General features: G+C 61.6%; 15 protein-coding genes and 1 pseudogene. 10 read left to right on the forward strand and 6 right to left on the reverse strand.

Translation table 11 applies throughout. The features are described from left to right. Positions 1-83: 83 nt before the first annotated feature. From O3306_RS18150 to O3306_RS18160, 3 genes are all read right to left on the reverse strand, one after another. Entirely contained in the window at positions 84-1,451 is a 1,368-nt protein-coding gene (locus O3306_RS18150) for an FAD-dependent oxidoreductase (RefSeq protein ID WP_272009942.1), read from the reverse strand. Then, a complete protein-coding gene (locus tag O3306_RS18155) occupies positions 1,448-2,497 on the reverse strand; it encodes a LacI family DNA-binding transcriptional regulator (protein WP_272009944.1) in 1,050 nt (349 codons plus the stop codon). Before O3306_RS18155 ends, O3306_RS18150 begins: the two co-directional genes overlap by 4 nt. 904 nt (positions 2,498-3,401) lie before the next feature. Next, on the reverse strand, positions 3,402-4,172 hold the full coding sequence (locus O3306_RS18160) for an IclR family transcriptional regulator domain-containing protein (RefSeq protein WP_272009946.1): 771 nt from the start codon (positions 4,170-4,172) through the stop codon (positions 3,402-3,404). A 182-nt stretch (positions 4,173-4,354) separates the two neighbouring features. Between O3306_RS18160 and O3306_RS18165 the strand changes: the two genes are divergently transcribed. Together O3306_RS18165 and O3306_RS18170 are read left to right on the forward strand one after the other, a co-directional pair. Then, complete coding sequence (locus tag O3306_RS18165) at positions 4,355-5,251, forward strand: sulfurtransferase (RefSeq protein WP_272009948.1); 897 nt, start codon at positions 4,355-4,357, stop codon at positions 5,249-5,251. After that, positions 5,248-7,002 carry an FAD-dependent monooxygenase gene (locus O3306_RS18170; RefSeq protein WP_272009950.1) on the forward strand — a complete coding sequence of 585 codons (1,755 nt, stop codon included), beginning with the start codon at positions 5,248-5,250 and terminating at the stop codon, positions 7,000-7,002. Before O3306_RS18165 ends, O3306_RS18170 begins: the two co-directional genes overlap by 4 nt. Positions 7,003-7,052: 50 nt before the next feature. Here the strand turns inward: O3306_RS18170 and O3306_RS18175 are convergent, their stop codons facing one another. Next, positions 7,053-7,826: an IclR family transcriptional regulator domain-containing protein gene (locus O3306_RS18175; protein WP_272009952.1), complete on the reverse strand. Its 774-nt coding sequence runs from the start codon at positions 7,824-7,826 to the stop codon at positions 7,053-7,055. A 134-nt stretch (positions 7,827-7,960) separates the two neighbouring features. Between O3306_RS18175 and O3306_RS18180 the strand changes: the two genes are divergently transcribed. From O3306_RS18180 to O3306_RS18215, 8 genes are all read left to right on the forward strand, one after another. Beyond that, on the forward strand, positions 7,961-9,169 hold the full coding sequence (locus O3306_RS18180; protein WP_272009954.1) for a CaiB/BaiF CoA transferase family protein: 1,209 nt from the start codon (positions 7,961-7,963) through the stop codon (positions 9,167-9,169). 35 nt (positions 9,170-9,204) lie between these two features. Further along, positions 9,205-9,687, forward strand: a complete 483-nt coding sequence (locus O3306_RS18185) for a MaoC family dehydratase (protein WP_272009956.1) — start codon at positions 9,205-9,207, stop codon at positions 9,685-9,687. A 17-nt stretch (positions 9,688-9,704) separates the two neighbouring features. Continuing rightward, on the forward strand, positions 9,705-10,169 hold the full coding sequence (locus tag O3306_RS18190) for a MaoC family dehydratase (protein WP_272009958.1): 465 nt from the start codon (positions 9,705-9,707) through the stop codon (positions 10,167-10,169). A gap of 78 nt (positions 10,170-10,247) precedes the next feature. After that, positions 10,248-11,237, forward strand: a complete 990-nt coding sequence (locus O3306_RS18195; RefSeq protein WP_272009960.1) for a TAXI family TRAP transporter solute-binding subunit — start codon at positions 10,248-10,250, stop codon at positions 11,235-11,237. 150 nt (positions 11,238-11,387) lie between these two features. Next, positions 11,388-13,325, forward strand: a complete 1,938-nt coding sequence (locus O3306_RS18200; RefSeq protein WP_272009962.1) for a TRAP transporter permease — start codon at positions 11,388-11,390, stop codon at positions 13,323-13,325. Then, positions 13,322-13,528, forward strand: a complete 207-nt coding sequence (locus O3306_RS18205; protein WP_272009965.1) for a hypothetical protein — start codon at positions 13,322-13,324, stop codon at positions 13,526-13,528. Before O3306_RS18200 ends, O3306_RS18205 begins: the two co-directional genes overlap by 4 nt. After that, the gene (locus O3306_RS18210; RefSeq protein ID WP_272009968.1) at positions 13,525-15,057 is read left to right on the forward strand and encodes a class I adenylate-forming enzyme family protein; all 1,533 of its coding nucleotides are present in this window, start codon (positions 13,525-13,527) and stop codon (positions 15,055-15,057) included. Before O3306_RS18205 ends, O3306_RS18210 begins: the two co-directional genes overlap by 4 nt. Before the next feature lie 2 nt (positions 15,058-15,059). Further along, positions 15,060-16,268 (forward strand): acetyl-CoA C-acyltransferase, encoded by a 1,209-nt coding sequence (locus tag O3306_RS18215; protein WP_272009970.1) that lies wholly within the window; start codon positions 15,060-15,062, stop codon positions 16,266-16,268. 61 nt (positions 16,269-16,329) lie between these two features. Here O3306_RS18215 and O3306_RS22470 read toward each other — a convergent pair. Next, a pseudogene (locus O3306_RS22470) lies at positions 16,330-16,518 on the reverse strand (IS6 family transposase); the annotation flags it as partial. An 82-nt stretch (positions 16,519-16,600) separates the two neighbouring features. Then, positions 16,601-17,008 (reverse strand): recombinase family protein, encoded by a 408-nt coding sequence (locus O3306_RS18225; RefSeq protein ID WP_272010040.1) that lies wholly within the window; start codon positions 17,006-17,008, stop codon positions 16,601-16,603. Positions 17,009-17,081 lie beyond the last annotated feature (73 nt).

The following is a 17,081-nucleotide window of genomic DNA, read 5'->3' on the forward strand; positions in this document are numbered from 1 at the left end:
GGCGGGATCAATGCCTAACGCGGTCCATTGAGCTTTTCGCAAAGCCCAAAGCGTACCTCCCTCGCGAAAATTGCTTCTGAGTTTCATTGTTTTGATCCCGCATTCTGACCGTGGTCATCGAATTCCTCGGGCGCATCTCTGCCCAGGAACGCCCCCCGTGTTGTCAATTGCGCTTGCAGGTGCTGCACGTCGATACTGCGCACGAGACCGCCATGATCGGCGGCTGCCATCGCCGCCCCCAGACCCGCAGCCTCACCCATGGCGAAGCAGGTTCCGGCCACGCGCAGTGACGCTTGCGCCACATGTGTCGCCGACGCACAGCGACCCGCGACGATCAATCCCTCTCGTCCGCGTGGCAAGAGGCAGCGCCATGGGATTTGGTAAAACGTCCCGTCCTCCATCCAAACCCAGCGCGTTGCCCGATCCGCGCCATGCTCTTCGACCGGCCACGCACAACAGCCTATGGCATCATCAAAGCGGGCGGCCCCCAACACATCTTGTTCCGTCAGGACATAGTCGCCTGTGATGCGGCGGCTTTCGCGGACACCTATCTGAGCCCCGGTATCCAACAGCCAAGCGTTCTCATAGCCCGGCACATGGTCGCGAAACGCAGCCAGATAGAGCTCGGCCATGCGGCGGCCATCAACCTCTGCCATACTCATCTCGGAGGTCGAGAGTGGGTCGGGGGGCTTGCCGTTATTCGAGACCCGCGTGATGTTCAGATGAACAACAGAGTCATTGAACGAAAAAATTCCACCGGCTGTACGTGGTAAATCGTACCCGGCGGCAACTGCGGCCTCCAGATGGCGATGCAAGGCTGCGCGATCGGTCTGGTCCACGACAGCCGTGTCCACGCCTCCGAAACGGATCATTGTTGTTGGGAATTGCAGGTCATCAACGTCGCATTCCCATTCCGCCCCCGCCAGCGCCGCGATCTGACCGTCCCCTGACGCATCGACGACACAGGACGCCCGCACGGCCCAACGGCCATCAATGGACTCGAATACGGCACCCCGCACCTGACCTTCTTCAACGATCGCCCGGACAGCCAGCGAATGAAGGCAAACCTCGATACCTTCCTCGCGCATCAGATCGTCAGCGATCAGTTTGATTGGTTCCGGGTGATAGGGCAGCGATGCAGTCTGCAGCCAGACTTTGGGCTGAACCTCGCATCCGCGCTGATGCAATCGCTGCACAACCTCGTCAGCGAACCCGCGCACAAGTCTCTGCACGCGGTCACCCCGGCGCCCATAAAGGCCGCAGATGCTGCCCAAGGTAACCGAGGTCAGAGTGCCGCCGAGAAACCCCATCTTTTCAACCAGCATCACGCGAGCACCGGAACGGGCCGCCGATACCGCCGCGGCCATACCCGCAGCACCGCCACCGACCACTAGAACATCAACATCGTGACGGAACTCGGTGGAAATTTCTGGTTCGATCAAGTGTCTCATGTCGCAACGCCTCGGGGATTGGCGCTTTGGGCCGGATTGCGGCATCGTCCTGTGCTCCCTCGGATCATCAGATCAACCGGATGGACAATGCAACGCGGCTCCAGCGCGGGGTTGGCAAGCCGTTCCAGCAACAGCGAGACACCGTCATCGACGATGGAACTGATCGGTTGGCGAACGGTGGTCAGCGACAAGGTTGCCCAAGAGGCCTGCTCGACATCATCAAACCCGACCACCCAGCAATCTTCTGGTACCCGGCAGCCTGCCTCCAACGCTCCATCCAGCGCGCCAAAGGCCAGCAAATCGTTGGCGCAAAATACCGCATCAGGTGGGTCGGCCAGATCAAGCAGTGAACGCATCGCTCTGCGGCCCGCGTCATGTGAAAAATCGACACGTCGTATGAGCGATGATTCAATCTTCGAACCTTTCTCTGACAGAGCCTTTAGAAACCCCGCTTCGCGGTTCTGGATCGTACTGGCCTCGGTATTGCCAGTGATGTAGCCAATGCGACGTCGGCCATGATCCAAAAGGTAGGAAGCCACAAGCGCCCCACCAGACGTGTTGTCGCTAGATACTTGATCACACGCCAAGCCATCCACGGTCCGATTGATCAACACCAATGGGGCAGAAGCTTGAATTGCTTCTTCCAGAACAGACGAGGTGCGTGTGGCGGCGGCAAAAATCACCCCATCGACAAGAGATTGGCGAATGGCGTCAATTGCCGCCACTTCGCCAGCGCCTTCGGTATCCCAAAGCACGACACGCATTTCCTGGTCCACGAGCGCGAGATTCAAAGCACGCAGAATATCTGTGTAGAGTGGATTGTTCAGCCGAGCCACTACGACGCCAATCACGCCAATCCGGCTGGTCCGCATCGCCCGCGCCAAAACGTTTGGGCGGTAGTCAATCGTTCTGGCGGCAGCAAGAACCTTCTCCCGCGTCTCCGCGCTCACATTGTCCAGCCCTTGGAAAACACGCGAAACCGTAGCTTGGGAAACCCCCGCCGCCCGCGCCAGATCCTTGCTCGTTGAATTTGATTTCGATTTCACAGACAGACCATTTCAGTGATTCTTTCGTAAAGAAGATCATGATTACGTATTCATAACAAGATTTTTTCATTCAAGCAGGTTTAGGTTGCAGGGCCAAAACACAGCACACGCTTTGAGCCCCCCCAGCCTGAGCGAACATGGCAGTGCGATCATCCCCACCTTCCGACAAGGCCCACCCCGGTGGCTGCGCCAGCTATTTTTACGACTGACCCGTTCGACTGTGCGATTCAGCTTCCTGACGCTGAACACCCGTCACGCTCTGCCACACCGTGTGAGGATCTCGGACAGTTCTGTTCGGCATAGATGGCGCACAATGCCGCGCTGCTCTTCCCTACGCGCTTTCACGCTGCCACAGCGAAGCGAAAGTCTGGTGCAAAAGCCACTTCGTCTGCCTCTCCCAAACCGACTGCAAACAATCAGGGCGCATTGGGTTCGGCGCTCGCCGAGGCATTGAAGCGACGGACCGATCCCCAATAAAAGATGCCAAAGATATCGCGCTATCGACCGCACGTAAGCGGTGGAGGAATGGCCGCAAGCGCGAACGTTCGGGCCAGGGCTCGAGGCCGATGTCGTGCATCAGGTGGGGCGGGAGGTCACGCGGAAACCTGTGTCGAGCCAGACCTCGTCAGAGCCCCCCCTGCCCCGCTCAAGCCAGCTTCGCATGACAGCACCCACGGGTCCCTTCGCCACCGGTCGGTTGGCGCGCTGGGACGTGGTCGCGTCGTTCCTCGGGCGGGTTGTCGATGCGGGCGACGTCTGGTTCTTCCCTATGGAGGAGATCGCCGCACATGTGCGCAAGGTGACGGCGTCCGGCGAATACACCACGCGCCGGATCAAATGCCGGCCTATGCGAGTCCGGCCCACGCCGCCGCGATCGGGAAATACGCGCCCTGAACCTCGCGGATCACATCGCAGGCGTGACCGCGCGGATGCGCGACGCCGCGATTCGAAGCTGGGGCAGAAAGGCGGCGACCGCCGAGTCATGGTCGAATTCGTGCGACGCCAGACTGACGTTGATCGCCGCGATCACCCTGCCCGCCAGATCGCGGACCGGCACCGCGAGGCCGCAAATCGAATCGTCAAACTCACGCTCGCCCCAGGCATAGCCGTCCTCGCGGATGCGGCGGATCATGCTGCCTAGTTTCGCACGGTCTATGATCGTGCGCCCGGTCAGCGCCCGGATATCCGCCGTTTCCAGATAGGCGTCCAGTTTACCGTCCTCCAGCCCCGCCAACTGTACCCGCCCCATCGACACCGCATAGGCGGGCATCCGACTGCCCAGCGCAGGGCTGAGCGGCAGAATGCGTTTGGCGTGCTGGCGTTGCAGGTAGACGATTTCGCCCTTGTCCAGAACCGATAGCGCACAGGATTGCCCGACCGTCGCGCACAACTCCTCCAGCGCGAACTGTGCTTCCTGCCAATATGGCAAGCTCGAGAGGTAGGACATGCCGAGCCGCAGCACGCCGGGCGTGAGCCAGTACTGCTTGCCATCCGTGTCCGCCATGCCGACCTCGATCAGGGTCAGCAGGAAGCGCCGCAGCACCGTTCGCGACAGCCCCGTCCTCTGGGCCAGCACGGCGAGTGTGCTGGGGGTCGTGACCTCGCTCATCACCTCAATGACCCTGAGTCCACGGGCAAAGGTGTGAACGAAGGTTTCGCTGTTCAATGAGGCCATGACACGTCCCTGTTGACAATCCGAAGGTGCGGATTCTACTTTGACCGCTAAGCGTTACATTATGTCCGCTTAGCGGTCACTATAGCATCCGTGACCGATTCCGATAGAGGAAAGTGAGATCTCATGCCAAAAGGTTGCAAGAATGCGCCGTCAGGTTCCGTACTTAAACAGGGGGGGCTGCAATGACTTTTCCGACGACGCCGGATCACCTGCTGGCCTCTCCCGACGTTGCCATCGCCGAACACCTGATCGCCACGCCGAACCGCAATCGGCTGTTTGTCGATTGCAGGCTGGGCGATCCGGAGGAAGAGTTCGACGATTTCCGCACCTGCCACATCCACGGCGCCGTTCATGCGCAAATCCGCGATGTACTTGCCGGGCCGCAGTCCGAGACCAGCGGCAACCTGCCCCTGCCCACACTCGATGCGCTGCAACACGCGTTGCGCAACTGGGGCGTGGATGAGCGGACCGAAATCGTGACCTATGGCCGCTCGCTCGCATTGGCTGCGCGGGGATGGTGGGTGCTGAAATGGGCAGGCCTTCGCAACGTGCGGGTTCTTGATGGCGGGCTCAAGGCCTGGATCAATGCCGGCGGGCCGGTCGCACAGGGCAATACGCCTGCGCGCCGTGGGCCGCCACCGGATGCCCTGTCGCTATCTCAGGGGAACATGCCGAGCATTGAGGTGGACGCCGTCGCGCGGATGGACGGCACGGCCATCCTGATCGATGCACGTGACGAGGCGGGGTACCTCGCCGGATGTATCCCGAATGCCGTCAATCGGCCAGCACCCGACCAGTGGACCCCGCAGGGTAAGCTGCGCACCAAGGCGGAAATCAGTCAGCTTTATGCAGAGGCAGGTGTCACACGGGGTCGCGAGATCGTCGTCTATTGCGGCGGCGGCGTACTCTCTGCGTTCGAGGTGCTGACCCTCTCGGCCCTTGGTCACACACCGTACCTGTTTGTCGGAAGCTGGTCGGAATGGAACAAGTGCGGCGAACGGATGGCGCGTTCTGCCAACTACCTGCGCCAGATTGTCCGCGATGACCTGAACGCCCAACCAGAAAGCGCCAAGGCATGACATATCAGACCTCCAAAACGCCCGCCCGCGCCGTCGAGGCGGATGTGATCATCTGCGGTAGCGGCCCGGTCGGGCTATCCTTTGCCTATCTTCTGGGACGCGCAGGAATACGCGCCGTCCTGCTGGAAAAACGCCCTGGCACCACGACCCTGCCCAAGGGGCAGTATGTCCATTCGCAGACTGCGGAGCTCTATCTCCAGTGGGGCGTCTGGGACATGCTGGACACTGCCGGTTGGGAAATCCAGCGCTCCAACGGTCAGGGGTTTTACGTCAACGTCGCCAACGGCCCGGTGGCACAGGTCCGCTCGGCCACCGGCAGCGATGCGGAGTACCGCAGGAAATGGGAGCAACTGACCCCGGTCTATCCGCGCAAAATCCCGGCGTCGGATTACGAGGCGGCGATCCTGCACAAGGCGTCGCAATGGCCCAGCCTGACCACCTATTTCAACACCGAGGCCCACACCATCACCCCGCTGGACGACCGGGTAGAGGTCGAGGCCACGGACCGCATCACCGGGGAACAGTTGACGTTTTCCGCCCGCTACCTGATCGCCAGCGACGGAGCGCACAGCGTCGTGCGCAACCAGATCGGTCAGGGCGAGGATTACGGTCCCGCCTTCACCAACCAGATCCTTGTTGAATTCGAAGCCGAGTTGAAGAATACCCTCGGCAAGGACGGATTTTTCCATTCCTTCGTGCTCGACCCGCGCTATCCCGGCTGGTTCGGCAGCGAGCATCCCGAGACGGGTCTCTGGCGCTACAGCTTTCGCCATGATGAGGACGAACTGCCCGAAGAGGCCGCAATCATAGAGCGGCTGCGCGGCGCGCTCGGGATGCCGGACCTGCCGGTCCGCATCGAAAAAACCTACCGGTTCGATTATACCACGGGCCTCTTGCGCAACTGGCGCGAGGGCAACATCCTGTTCGCCGGAGACGCGGCGCACTGGCACTCGCCCTGGGGCGGATTCGGGGCCAATTCGGGCGTGCAGGACGCCAACAACCTGTCGTGGAAACTAGCGCTTGTGCTCAAGGGGCTGGCCGGAGACGAGTTGATCGACAGCTACGTGGCCGAGCGCAAGAGCAAGGCACTCCAGACCGTCAAATCCGCGACCTACAACTCGCTACATTATCAGGCGATCGCGCAATCCGCGATCCTCGGAGAGCCCGACATGCCACGCACCGGACAGATCAGTCAGGAGGCACGCGATTTCCTTGAGGAACGGATGATGTCGCATGGTGGCAACGCGGTGCTGCACACGGGTTACCAGCTTGGCACAACGTACAATTCCAGCGCCGTGATCCGTGACGGCGCAACGCCGCCAACGCCGCGTCTTGCCGAGTATATCGAGAGCACGACGCCGGGTGCGCGCGCGCCACATATCTGGCTGACGGGCAAGGATGCAAACCGGATATCGCTGGTGACGATGTGGGGGATGTGGTTCAGCCTTGTCGTGACACGCCAAGCCACAGAATGGCAGAGGATCATCGATACCTATCGTGATCCCGGCCTGCCCCTGCACCTCGTCGATCTGTCCGCTCAAGGCGAGTATGTGCCCGAAGAGCCCAAGTTCACCGCGCTTTATCGCGGCGAGGATGATTGCGGCATGGTGCTGGTGCGCCCCGACGGGTTTGTCGCCCGGCGGTTTTATGGGGACGCGGCGACCGAAGGTGCCGATTTCCTCGCCGACACGCTCCATCGGATCCTCGGGCAGGACGTCTCCGCCCGAGTGCTGGCCCCAAGCGTTGTGTGACGCTTACAGCGTTTCGCGAAAACCCGTAACTCAGGTTTTTGCGAAACGCCTTAACGCAGTTTCAGTACGCTTTCGATCTGCGCCCGCGTGTGGTGCAGACTCTCGAGGATGCGTTCCTGCACCGCGGGATCCAGCCCCCTATCGGGGTGAAAGTTCACGCTGATTGCCGCGATGGTCTGGCCCTGCCGGTTGCGGATCGGCATACCGATCCCGCTGATACCCAGCTCAAGTTCCTTGCTGACGATGGAATACCCCTGCGCGCGATCCGCCCGCAGCACCTCGCGGAGCGTATCGGGATCATCCACCGTGTGCGGCGTCAGTTTTTCGAGCTTCACGCGGGACAGATATGCCTCGAGCTCGTGCTCTGGCAAGGTCGACAGCATCGCACGACCCAGTGAAATGACGTAGGCTGGTATCCGGCTGCCGACGCCCAGGGCGCTGGTCAGGATGCGTCGGGCCTGCGCGCGAATGACAAAGACGACATCGTCCCCTTCGAGCACGGCGATGGAGGTGGATTCGCCCAATGTCTCGCGCAACTGTTCGAGATATTCCTGCGCGAACCCCCACAGTTCCATCGACGACAGATAGGAATAGCCGAGATCCAGGATACGCGGCGTAAGCCAGAAAACCTTGCCATCCGTGGCGGCGTAATTCTCGTTGCAGAGCGTGTAAAGCAGACGCCGCGCACTCGCGCGCGACAGGTCGGCGCGCTTGGCCACCTCGGTCAGGGTCAACCGACCGCCATCCTCGCGAAAGCAGCGGATCACCGCCAGTCCGCGCACAAACCCCTGCACCGATTCAACCTTTTGATCGTCTACTACCATTCAATGCCTCTCTGCGTGTCATTGCCTGCCTGAACATATCCGTTCGCCGTCCGGGAGACAGCCCGACTTGACTGAAGAACGAATCTGCAATAGCGTTCTTCTACCGCACAACTGTTCGCTAAGGGAACAATTATTTGTCAAACGGCACCCTCTCCGACATTCGTGTCCTTGATCTCTCGCGTGTCCTCTCGGGCCCTTTCGCGACGATGCACCTTGGTGATCTCGGGGCGGATGTCTGGAAGGTCGAGCCTAAGGAGGGCGACCCCAGCCGCGATCTGAGCCCTCCGCTCATCCACGGCGAGTCCGCCTACTATCAGAGCGTGAACCGCAACAAGCGCAGCCTGCGCATCGACTTTCGCCACAAGGACGCGCCCGCCCTGCTGCTGCGGCTGGCAGAAAAGGCCGATGTCGTGGTAGAGAACTTCCTGCCCAAGGTGAAACACAAGCTCGGCATCGACTATGACGCCGTGCGCAAGGTGAACCCTGAGGTGATCTACTGCTCGATTTCGGGCTTTGGGCAGAGCGGACCATATTCGGACCGTCCCGGCCTCGACAACATCTTTCAGGGCATGGCCGGATTGATGGCAGTAACCGGCATCGACGACCGCCCCGTGAAGGCGGGCGAGCGCGTCGGCGACATGGTGACCGGACTCAACGCGGCGCTGGCGATTGTCGCGGCCATCCGCGCGCGCGATCGTGACGGCAACGGGCAGTTCCTCGATCTGGCGCTCGTGGATTGCCTTGTCGCGTTGCAGGCCCCGCAGATTTCCAACTATCTGGCGACGGGCGAACAGACGCCGAAGGTCGGTAACGGGTCGTTCTTTTCGGCTCCAACCGACACATTCCAGACCGCTGATCGTCCGATCAACATCTGCGTGATGAGCAACAAACACTGGCTGATCCTTTGCAAGGCGATGGGAGAGGAAGACGGCTGGGCCGTCGATCCCGCATTCGCCACCAACGCCGACCGCGTCTCGCATCGCGATATCATCAACGACCACCTCGCCGCACGGTTCCTTGAACACAGTGCCGATCACTGGCTGACCCTGCTAGGCGACGCCGGCGTTCCAGTCGGCCCGGTCCTGAGCTACCCCGAGATCTTCGCCGACCCGCAGGTCCTTCACAACGGCCTTCGCACCAGCCTGCCCGACGCCAAGGGGCGCGACGTGCCGATGATCGACATCCCCGTGACCTATGGCCGCCCAACCGCGAGCCTGCGCTCGCCCCCGCCCCGTCTGGGCGAACATGGTGCGGCGATTCTGTCCGATGCGGGGCTGAGCGCGTGCGACATGCAAGATGCGCTGGCCAGCGGGCTGGTCATGGAAGGCCCCGACAACAGCTGATTCCGACCCATTTTCTGCAAAAGGACCGACGAACAATGACATCAGACCCGAACCCGAGTTTCGAGACCGATTTCTGGAAGGACGCCGGCGCACGCCAGACATGGGATGAAATCATCCCCGGCGCCCCGCGCGAGACCCAGCCCTATACGCTGACCAAGGAGGCGATTGGCGACTTCGCCGAGGCGATGGGCGAAACCAACCGGCTCTACTTCGACGAAGAATACGCCAAGACGACCCCCTATGGTGGCATAATCGCACCGCCGACGATCCACATCCTGCTGATGTTCGCCTGCACCGGCACGACCGACTGGATGCGCTCTCCGGGGACGATCAACGCCAGCCAGAGCTGGTTTTACAACATCCCCGCACGTCCCGGTGATGTGATCTCGATGCAGGGTCGCGCGCTCGATCGTTACATGCGCAAAGGGCGGTTGTTCGTGATCCACGACAACGTCTTCACCAACCAGAACGATCAGGTGATCTGTAGCGGCCGCGGCTGGACCATTCGCCCCAACTGAAGAAACGGAACGTTAACATGACCACAACCGCAGAACAGGCCTTCGCCGCCATCAACGAAGGCGACAGCATCACCGGCACATCGTTTCAGCCGACCCGCGAGACGATAAAACGTTTCGCTGAGGCGTCCCTCGACTTTAACCCGCTGCATTTCGACGACAATTTCATGGATGGCGATTTCGGCAAGACGAATTTCGGCGGCGTCATCATGCATGGCATGCAGAATTTCGCGCTGATCACCCGGACATTGACCGACTGGCTGATGGAGCGCGGCGGCTATCATCGCCGACTCGAAACCAAGTGGCTCAAACCGGTAAAGCCGAATGATACGATCACGCCGACCGCAACGGTCAGCGAGAAACGCGAAACCGACAAGGGGCGCTGGGTGTTGTTCGACATCTCGGTGTCCAACCAGAACGGGGACCGTGTCGCCGTCGGCCAGGCGATGGCCGAATTCCCTGATACGCTACCGATCAGATCATAACGATGGACCGGCCCGCCAAGGAGGAGCGGCAGGCCGGACCGCATCGAACATCAAGAGCAATAAAATAGGGAGAAAAACATGTTCAAAACACTTTCCAGATTGGCCCGTGCGGCCGCCATCGGTGCGGTTATCACCGCGCCCGGCGCGGCCTCCGCGCAGGAGAACCCCGAGTTCTTCAAGATCCTGTCCACCTCACCCGGTGGATTGTGGCACACCTTTGCCACGCAGCTTTCGGAAAAGCTGCAACAGAAATATCCCGGCACCACGTTCAGCAACGTGCCCGGCGGATCGCAGAAGAACCAGATGCTCGTCAGCGAGGGTCAGGCGCAGATGGGCCTCAGCTTTACGCCCGTGTCGCTTGAGGCGTGGACCGGCACCGCTGGGTTCGACAAAGAGCATCAGAACGTGCGTCTGATCGGCACGTTCTACCCCGCCTTCCTGCATGCGGTCGCACGCAAGGGGGCCGGCATCGAATCGATGGCCGACCTTCAAGGCAAGGTCGTCAGCCCCGGAAAACGCGAATGGTCCACCGCGCAGATTGCGATGCAGATCCTCGAAACCAAGGGCATCACCGAAGAGAGCCTTGCCGAAAATGGCGGGCAGATGCAGTTCCTCGGGCTCAAGGATGCAGCCAACATGATGCAGGATCGCCGCCTCGATGCGTTCATGTATTACGGGTCGGTGCCCAGCCCGCTTCTGCTGCAACTGTCGGAAATCCCCGGCATCGACATCCCACCCTATACGCAGGAAGAGGTCGATATCGCGATGGAGCAACTCACGCCCAAGGGCGCGTATGTGCAGATGACCTATCCCAAGGATCCCTATCCGGGCGTTGCAGGCGATTTCCCCGTGCCGGTCATGTGGTCCATCTTCGTGGTATCCGCCGATTTGCCCGATGAAATGGTATATGAGATCACCAAAATGATCTACGAAGACCCCGACCTCAACAAGTTCATGGGCGGTGGGCCGTCGCTGAACGTCGAGCTGGCGACAAGCGGGCTCAAGGACGGGCCGATGCTGTTCCATGATGGCGCGATCAAGTACCTTGAAGAAAAGGGCGCCTGGTAAGCCCGGCGCGGGCGCGGGGTTGATCCCTGCGCCCCCACCGATCCCGCCGCGCCCTTTCCCCATGCACCGGCCTTTTCCGTTTTTCCCCTTGTCAGGAAAATCGCAAGGGGCCTCCCGCCCTCTGTCCTGTCCGCGTTCAAGGAGTGCCCCGTGGCGATTCACTTTGAAGAAAGCAATGCATCAGACGTCTGGCTGAATTCCGCCCCGCGTGCGGTTCCGGGCTGGCTGGTGTTGCTGATTTCGGGCCTAACCTTCGGCACGGCGCTTTATCACATATCCGGCGGCATGTTCGGCGTCGCCGAAGCGTTTCGCCACCGCACGACGCATGTCGTTCTGTTCTTGCTGCTCACCTTTCTGGTGTTTCCGCTGGGCCGTCACAGTTGGCGCGAGCCGCTGCGGTGGCTGTCGCTGGTCGATCTGGCGCTGATCCTCGTGACGCTGGGCTGCTATACCTACATGATCCGCGACATCGACGGGCTGGCGATGCGTTCGGGCCTGCCGAATACGGCCGACGTCATCAACGGTACGCTGCTGATCGCGGTGGTGCTTGAGGCGATCCGGCGCACAGTCGGTTTTGCACTGGTGATCATCCCGCTCTTTTTCATGGTTCATGCGATCTATGCACCGCACTATCCCGGTATCTTTTATGCCGCGCCGACCGACTACAACTCGCTGATCTCGTATCTGACGATGGACACCGACGGGATGCTGGGCATACCGATCTCGGTCGCCTCGACCTTCATCATCGCGTTCATGCTGTTCGGCGCCGTGCTGGTGCGCTCGGGCGCGGGCAAGTTTTTCACCAATGTCGCCTACTCCGCTACCGGCTGGATGAGCGGCGGGCCGGCCAAGGCTGCGGCGCTGGCCAGCGGCCTTTACGGCACGCTTTCGGGAAGCACCACGGCGAATGTCGTGACCTCGGGCTCGTTCACCATCCCGCTGATGAAATCCTCGGGTTTCAACGCGCGCACCGCCGCCTCGATCGAAGCGATCGCATCAAATGGCGGTCAAATCATGCCGCCGATCATGGGGGCCGCGGCCTTCATCATCCCTATGTACATCCCCGGCATAAGCTATGGCGACGTGGCGCTGGCGGCGATCATTCCGGCGATCCTCTACTTCTTTGCGCTGTTCATGATGATCCACCTCAACGCCCGCAAAAGTGGCCTTGTCGGCATACCCAAGAGCGAGTTGCCCAAGGTCGGGCCCGAGCTGCGTCGCGGCTGGCCCCTGTTGCTGTCGCTGCTGGCGATCATCATCCTGCTGATGATGGGGTTCACGCCGATGGTCGCCGGGGTCGCCGCGCTGATCGTGACGCTGATCGTGGTGCAGTTCCGCCCCGAAACCCGGCTGAAGCCCGCCGACGTGATCGCGGCGCTGGAAAACGGCGTGCGCGCGACTATTCCGATCGTGATCGCCTGTGCGGCGGCGGGGCTGATCATCGGATCGATGGATCTCTCGGGGCTGGCCAGCCGGTTTTCGCGGCTGATCCTCGAAGTGGCGCAGGGCAATTTGCTGCCGGGTCTGCTGATGACGATGCTGATCTGCATCGTGCTGGGCATGGGGATGACGACCACGATCATCTACATTACCCTGGCCGCGCTGGTGGTGCCGTCGCTGATCGACATGGGCGTGACTGCGATGGGAGCCAACCTGTTCGTGTTCTATTTCGGCGCACTGTCCGGCGTGACCCCCCCCATAGCGCTGACCACCTACGCGGCCGCCGGCATCGCCGGATCAAATCCGTGGCAGACTGGCTGGACGGCCGCCAAGATGGGGCTGGTGTCCTTCATCATCCCGTTCATGTTCGTCTATACACCGGCGCTGCTGCTCGACGGATCAATAGTGTCGATCATCCTTGCGACACTGACCGCGCTCGCGGGGGTCATGGCCTTCACGGCGGCCATCCAGGGGTACATCGAAGCGCCACTGAAATGGTGGGAGCGGCTGGCCTTCGCCATCGCCGCGCTCCTGCTCGTATCGCCGGACATCTGGCTTGGCACCGGGGCGCTGATCGGCGCGGCGGCGGTTCTGTCGCTGCATCTGCGCCGCGCGCGCAGTTCACAATCGGCAGAGGTGGCCCCATGAAGGCGTTCATCCAGTGGCTGGTGTTTCTCTGTCTCCTTGCCGCCCTGTTCGTGCCCGCCTATCTCGGGATGCAGTTCACCGATTTTCCGATCTACCTCGTGATCACCGGCGCGGTCGCGTTCGTGATCGTGCTGATCATGCGCGCGATCAAGCCATCCGACCAATCCGCTACCGACGACTACGAAAGGACCGGTGACACATGATTCTCGGCAAATCCCTGACACACACCGCGATGCATTACCCCGACAAGCCCGCGATCATCTTCGAGGGTCAAAGCTGGACCCATCGCGAGCTGCTGTCACGTGTGCAGAAAATGGCTAACGCGCTGACGGCGGCGGGCTATGCTCAGGGGGATCGCATCGCGGTGCTGGGCCGCAACAGCCATTGGTATCTGGAACTGTCCTTCGCGCTGGCGCTGAACGGGATCTGCATGGTCCCGATCAACCACCGCCTGAAACCCGCCGAGGTAGCGATGCGGCTGACCCATGCCGAGGTTTCCGGTATCTTTCTCGACCCCGAGTTTGAGGCGGTTTTGGCCGAAATTCCCGCCGTCCTGGCGCGCGCCCTCGCTCCCAGGACCATCATTATGCACGCCATCGAAGGTGGCGCACGAAACTACGAACGCATCATGGAGAGCGGCGAGGACACGCCACCGAACACCATCGTCTCGCCCGAGGATCCACTCTACCTTGGCTATACGTCCGGCACCACGGGGCGCGCCAAGGCCGCGATCGTCAGCCACCGCGCAATTGTCGTCGGCATGCTCTACAAAACGCTGCAATACCGCTTTGACGAAACCGGCGTGTCGCTCAACCCGGGCTATTTCTGGCACTCCGCCCCGCGCGATTTCGCACAGTTGCAGATCTATCTTGGCGGCACGACGGTGGTGATGCGCGAATTCGATGCCGAAGAGTGCCTCTCGCTGATCGAACGGCACGGGGTCACCACCGGTTTCTACGTGCCGACCATGTTCAGCATGATGCTGGAAGCCCCCGGTTTCGACCGGTCCCGCACCGCGTCGATGCAGACCCTGATCAGTGGCGGCGCCCCCCTGCCGACGGGCCTGAAAAACGACGTGTTGGAGAAATTCGGCGCGGTCCTGCATGAATTCTACGCCGCGACCGAAACCCGCATCATCGCCACGATCACCCCGGAGGAACTGCGCCACAAGACCCGCAGCGTCGGGCGGCCCGTGCGTGACGTCGAGGTGCGGATCATGGACACTGAGGGAAGAACCCTGCCCATGGGCGAGACCGGCGAAATCTACATCCGCACACCGACCCTGTTCAGCGGCTACTACAACGACCCCGAGAAAACCGCGGCGGCATTCCAGGGCGACTGGTTCTCGCTCGGCGACATGGGTCGGCTGGACGATGACGGCTATCTCTACCTCGTGGACCGCCGCACCGACATGGTGATCAGCGGCGGCGAGAACATCTATCCCAGCGAGGTCGAGGACGTGCTGCAACAACACCCCGCGATCTCGGACGTGGCGGTGATCGGCGTGCCCGACCCGAAATGGGGTGAAACCCTCAAGGCGATCATCTGCCTGCGCCCCGGCCAAAGCCTGAGCGAACAGGAGTTGCGCGACTATTGTGCGGCCAACATGGCCGATTACCTCAAACCGCGCTCATATGAATTCGTCGACGAACTTCCCCGCAACCCGACGGGCAAGATCCTGAAACGCGTGCTGCGCGACCCCTATTGGGCGTCCGCCGAAACGAAGGTGTGAGCATGAGCCCTACGACCCTGAACGACGCCTATCTCTGCGACGGGCTGCGCACGCCCTTTGGCCGCTATGGCGGGTCATTGTCCGCGCTGCGCCCAGACGACATGGCCGGCAACCTGATCGCGGCGCTGATCGCGCGGATGGGTCTGTCCGCCGAACGGGTCGAGGAGGTCATCCTCGGCTGTTCCAACCAGGGTGGCGAGGACAGCCGTAACCTCGCCCGAAACGCGGCGTTGCTCGCCGGTTTACCCGACACGATTCCGGCGCGCACGGTCAACCGCCTCTGCGCCAGCGGCCTTGCCGCCATATTGGATGCGCGCCGCATGATCGCCTGCGGTGAGGCAGACCTGCTGATCGCAGGCGGGGCCGAGAGCATGAGCCGCGCCCCGATCGTCACGGCCAAGCCGACGCGCGCGTTCGACCGCACCGTACAGAGTTACGATTCAACCCTCGGCTGGCGCTTTCCCAATGCGGCGCTGCTGGAGCGGATTGGCGACGACAGCCTGTCAGAAACCGCCGAGAACGTTGCCAAGGAATACGGCATCAGCCGCGAAGCCAGCGACCGCTTTGCGCATCGCTCGCAACAGGCCTATGCGCAAGCCCTCGCCCGCGGGTTCTTTGACGACGAAATCACACCGACCACCGTGCCAGGGCGCAAGCCGGTGATCGTCCCTGCGGATGAACATCCCCGCCCGGACACCGGTCTCGACAAACTCGCCGCTCTGCGTCCGCTCGGTGCGGATGGCGTCGTCACAGCCGGCAACGCGTCGGGCATCAATGACGGAGCTTGCGTGGTCGCCCTCGCCAGCGCCGCATATTGCGAGCGCGCAGGCGTGAAGCCGCTGGCGCGCATTATTTCCTCCGCCGCCGTCGGCGTGCCTGCGCGGGTCATGGGATTGGGGCCGGTCACGGCAATCCAGACGGCGCTCGCGCGCGCCGGTCTGACCCTCGCGGATATGGACGTGATCGAAATTAACGAAGCCTTTGCAGCGCAGGTTCTGGGCTGCCTCAAGGGGCTAAAGATCGACTCGGACGATCCGCGCGTGAACCCGAATGGCGGAGCCATCGCGCTTGGCCATCCGCTTGGTGCATCGGGTGCGCGGCTGGCGCTTACTGCGGCGCGGTCTCTGCGTGAGACAGGCAAGCGCTACGCGGTGGTCAGCCTCTGTGTCGGCATCGGACAGGGCGAGGCGGCGGTAATCGAGACTCTATAGGGGTCGAGGGCAGTTTCTGACCAATTCAAACCAGTTTCAGTTAACCGTTAAGAGTAGGAAATTATACTGAACGGAGCTGGCGGCACCCGCCGATAGCAGCGTCACGGTTGAGCTCGAAATGATTATGAACTGAGGTATGAGCGGAGACAAATTGCTACAAACTTCGCATTTGCCGAAAACACAGCATGGCGCGTTCTCCGCGGCGGAACAGCAAGTTTAAATTCTCGGCCCTGTTGTTCATCCAGTCACCCGGAACAGTAATTCGTATCATTGACTGAACTGGATTTCAGGAGGTGATGCGATGGTTGGGCGGTCGGCAGATGTGGTGGTGCTTAGCAACGAGGAGCGCCGTCTTCTAGAAGGTCGGGCTCGTCGGCACAAAGCTCCACGTTCATTATCGGTCTGCTGTCGGGTGATCCTGCTGTGCGCTGAGGGGTTTCCAGCGCTTCCTTCGTGCGCCGGGAGATTGCCTCGCGTTCCTGCTGCGCCACGAGGGCCATGATGCCGACGGTCAGATCATTTGCCTCGGGCATGTCCACCTCCAGGAAGCGGACGCCACTGTCGCGCAATGTCAGCAGGAAGACGGCGTTGCGGCTCAACCGGTCGAGCTTGGCGATGACCAGCATGGCTCCGGTGAGCTTTGCCAGATGCAGGGCCTTGGCCAGTTCCGGTCGGGCATCCTTGCCGCCGCCTTCGACCTCTGTGAACCGGTCGGGTCGTGTCGCGAAGGTGGTGGAAATTTGAAGGTGACGTAATCTCCGGGTGAACTGAACCCACCCAACCGGCGGCTGGAACCGCCAAGGAGATCACGCC

It is taken from the genome of Roseovarius sp. ZX-A-9 (genome assembly GCF_028369135.1).
Taxonomy (GTDB): domain Bacteria; phylum Pseudomonadota; class Alphaproteobacteria; order Rhodobacterales; family Rhodobacteraceae; genus Roseovarius.

Bases quoted from the DNA above. Each gene is read 5' to 3' on its own strand.
- O3306_RS18150 (WP_272009942.1), bottom strand. From the start codon at position 1,451: ATGAGACACTTGATCGAACCAGAAATTTCCACCGAGTTCCGTCACGAT.
- O3306_RS18160 (WP_272009946.1), bottom strand. From the start codon at position 4,172: ATGGCCTCATTGAACAGCGAAACCTTCGTTCACACCTTTGCCCGTGGA.
- O3306_RS18165 (WP_272009948.1), top strand. From the start codon at position 4,355: ATGACTTTTCCGACGACGCCGGATCACCTGCTGGCCTCTCCCGACGTT.
- O3306_RS18170 (WP_272009950.1), top strand. From the start codon at position 5,248: ATGACATATCAGACCTCCAAAACGCCCGCCCGCGCCGTCGAGGCGGAT.
- O3306_RS18175 (WP_272009952.1), bottom strand. From the start codon at position 7,826: ATGGTAGTAGACGATCAAAAGGTTGAATCGGTGCAGGGGTTTGTGCGC.
- O3306_RS18185 (WP_272009956.1), top strand. From the start codon at position 9,205: ATGACATCAGACCCGAACCCGAGTTTCGAGACCGATTTCTGGAAGGAC.
- O3306_RS18190 (WP_272009958.1), top strand. From the start codon at position 9,705: ATGACCACAACCGCAGAACAGGCCTTCGCCGCCATCAACGAAGGCGAC.
- O3306_RS18195 (WP_272009960.1), top strand. From the start codon at position 10,248: ATGTTCAAAACACTTTCCAGATTGGCCCGTGCGGCCGCCATCGGTGCG.
- O3306_RS18205 (WP_272009965.1), top strand. From the start codon at position 13,322: ATGAAGGCGTTCATCCAGTGGCTGGTGTTTCTCTGTCTCCTTGCCGCC.
- O3306_RS18210 (WP_272009968.1), top strand. From the start codon at position 13,525: ATGATTCTCGGCAAATCCCTGACACACACCGCGATGCATTACCCCGAC.
- O3306_RS18215 (WP_272009970.1), top strand. From the start codon at position 15,060: ATGAGCCCTACGACCCTGAACGACGCCTATCTCTGCGACGGGCTGCGC.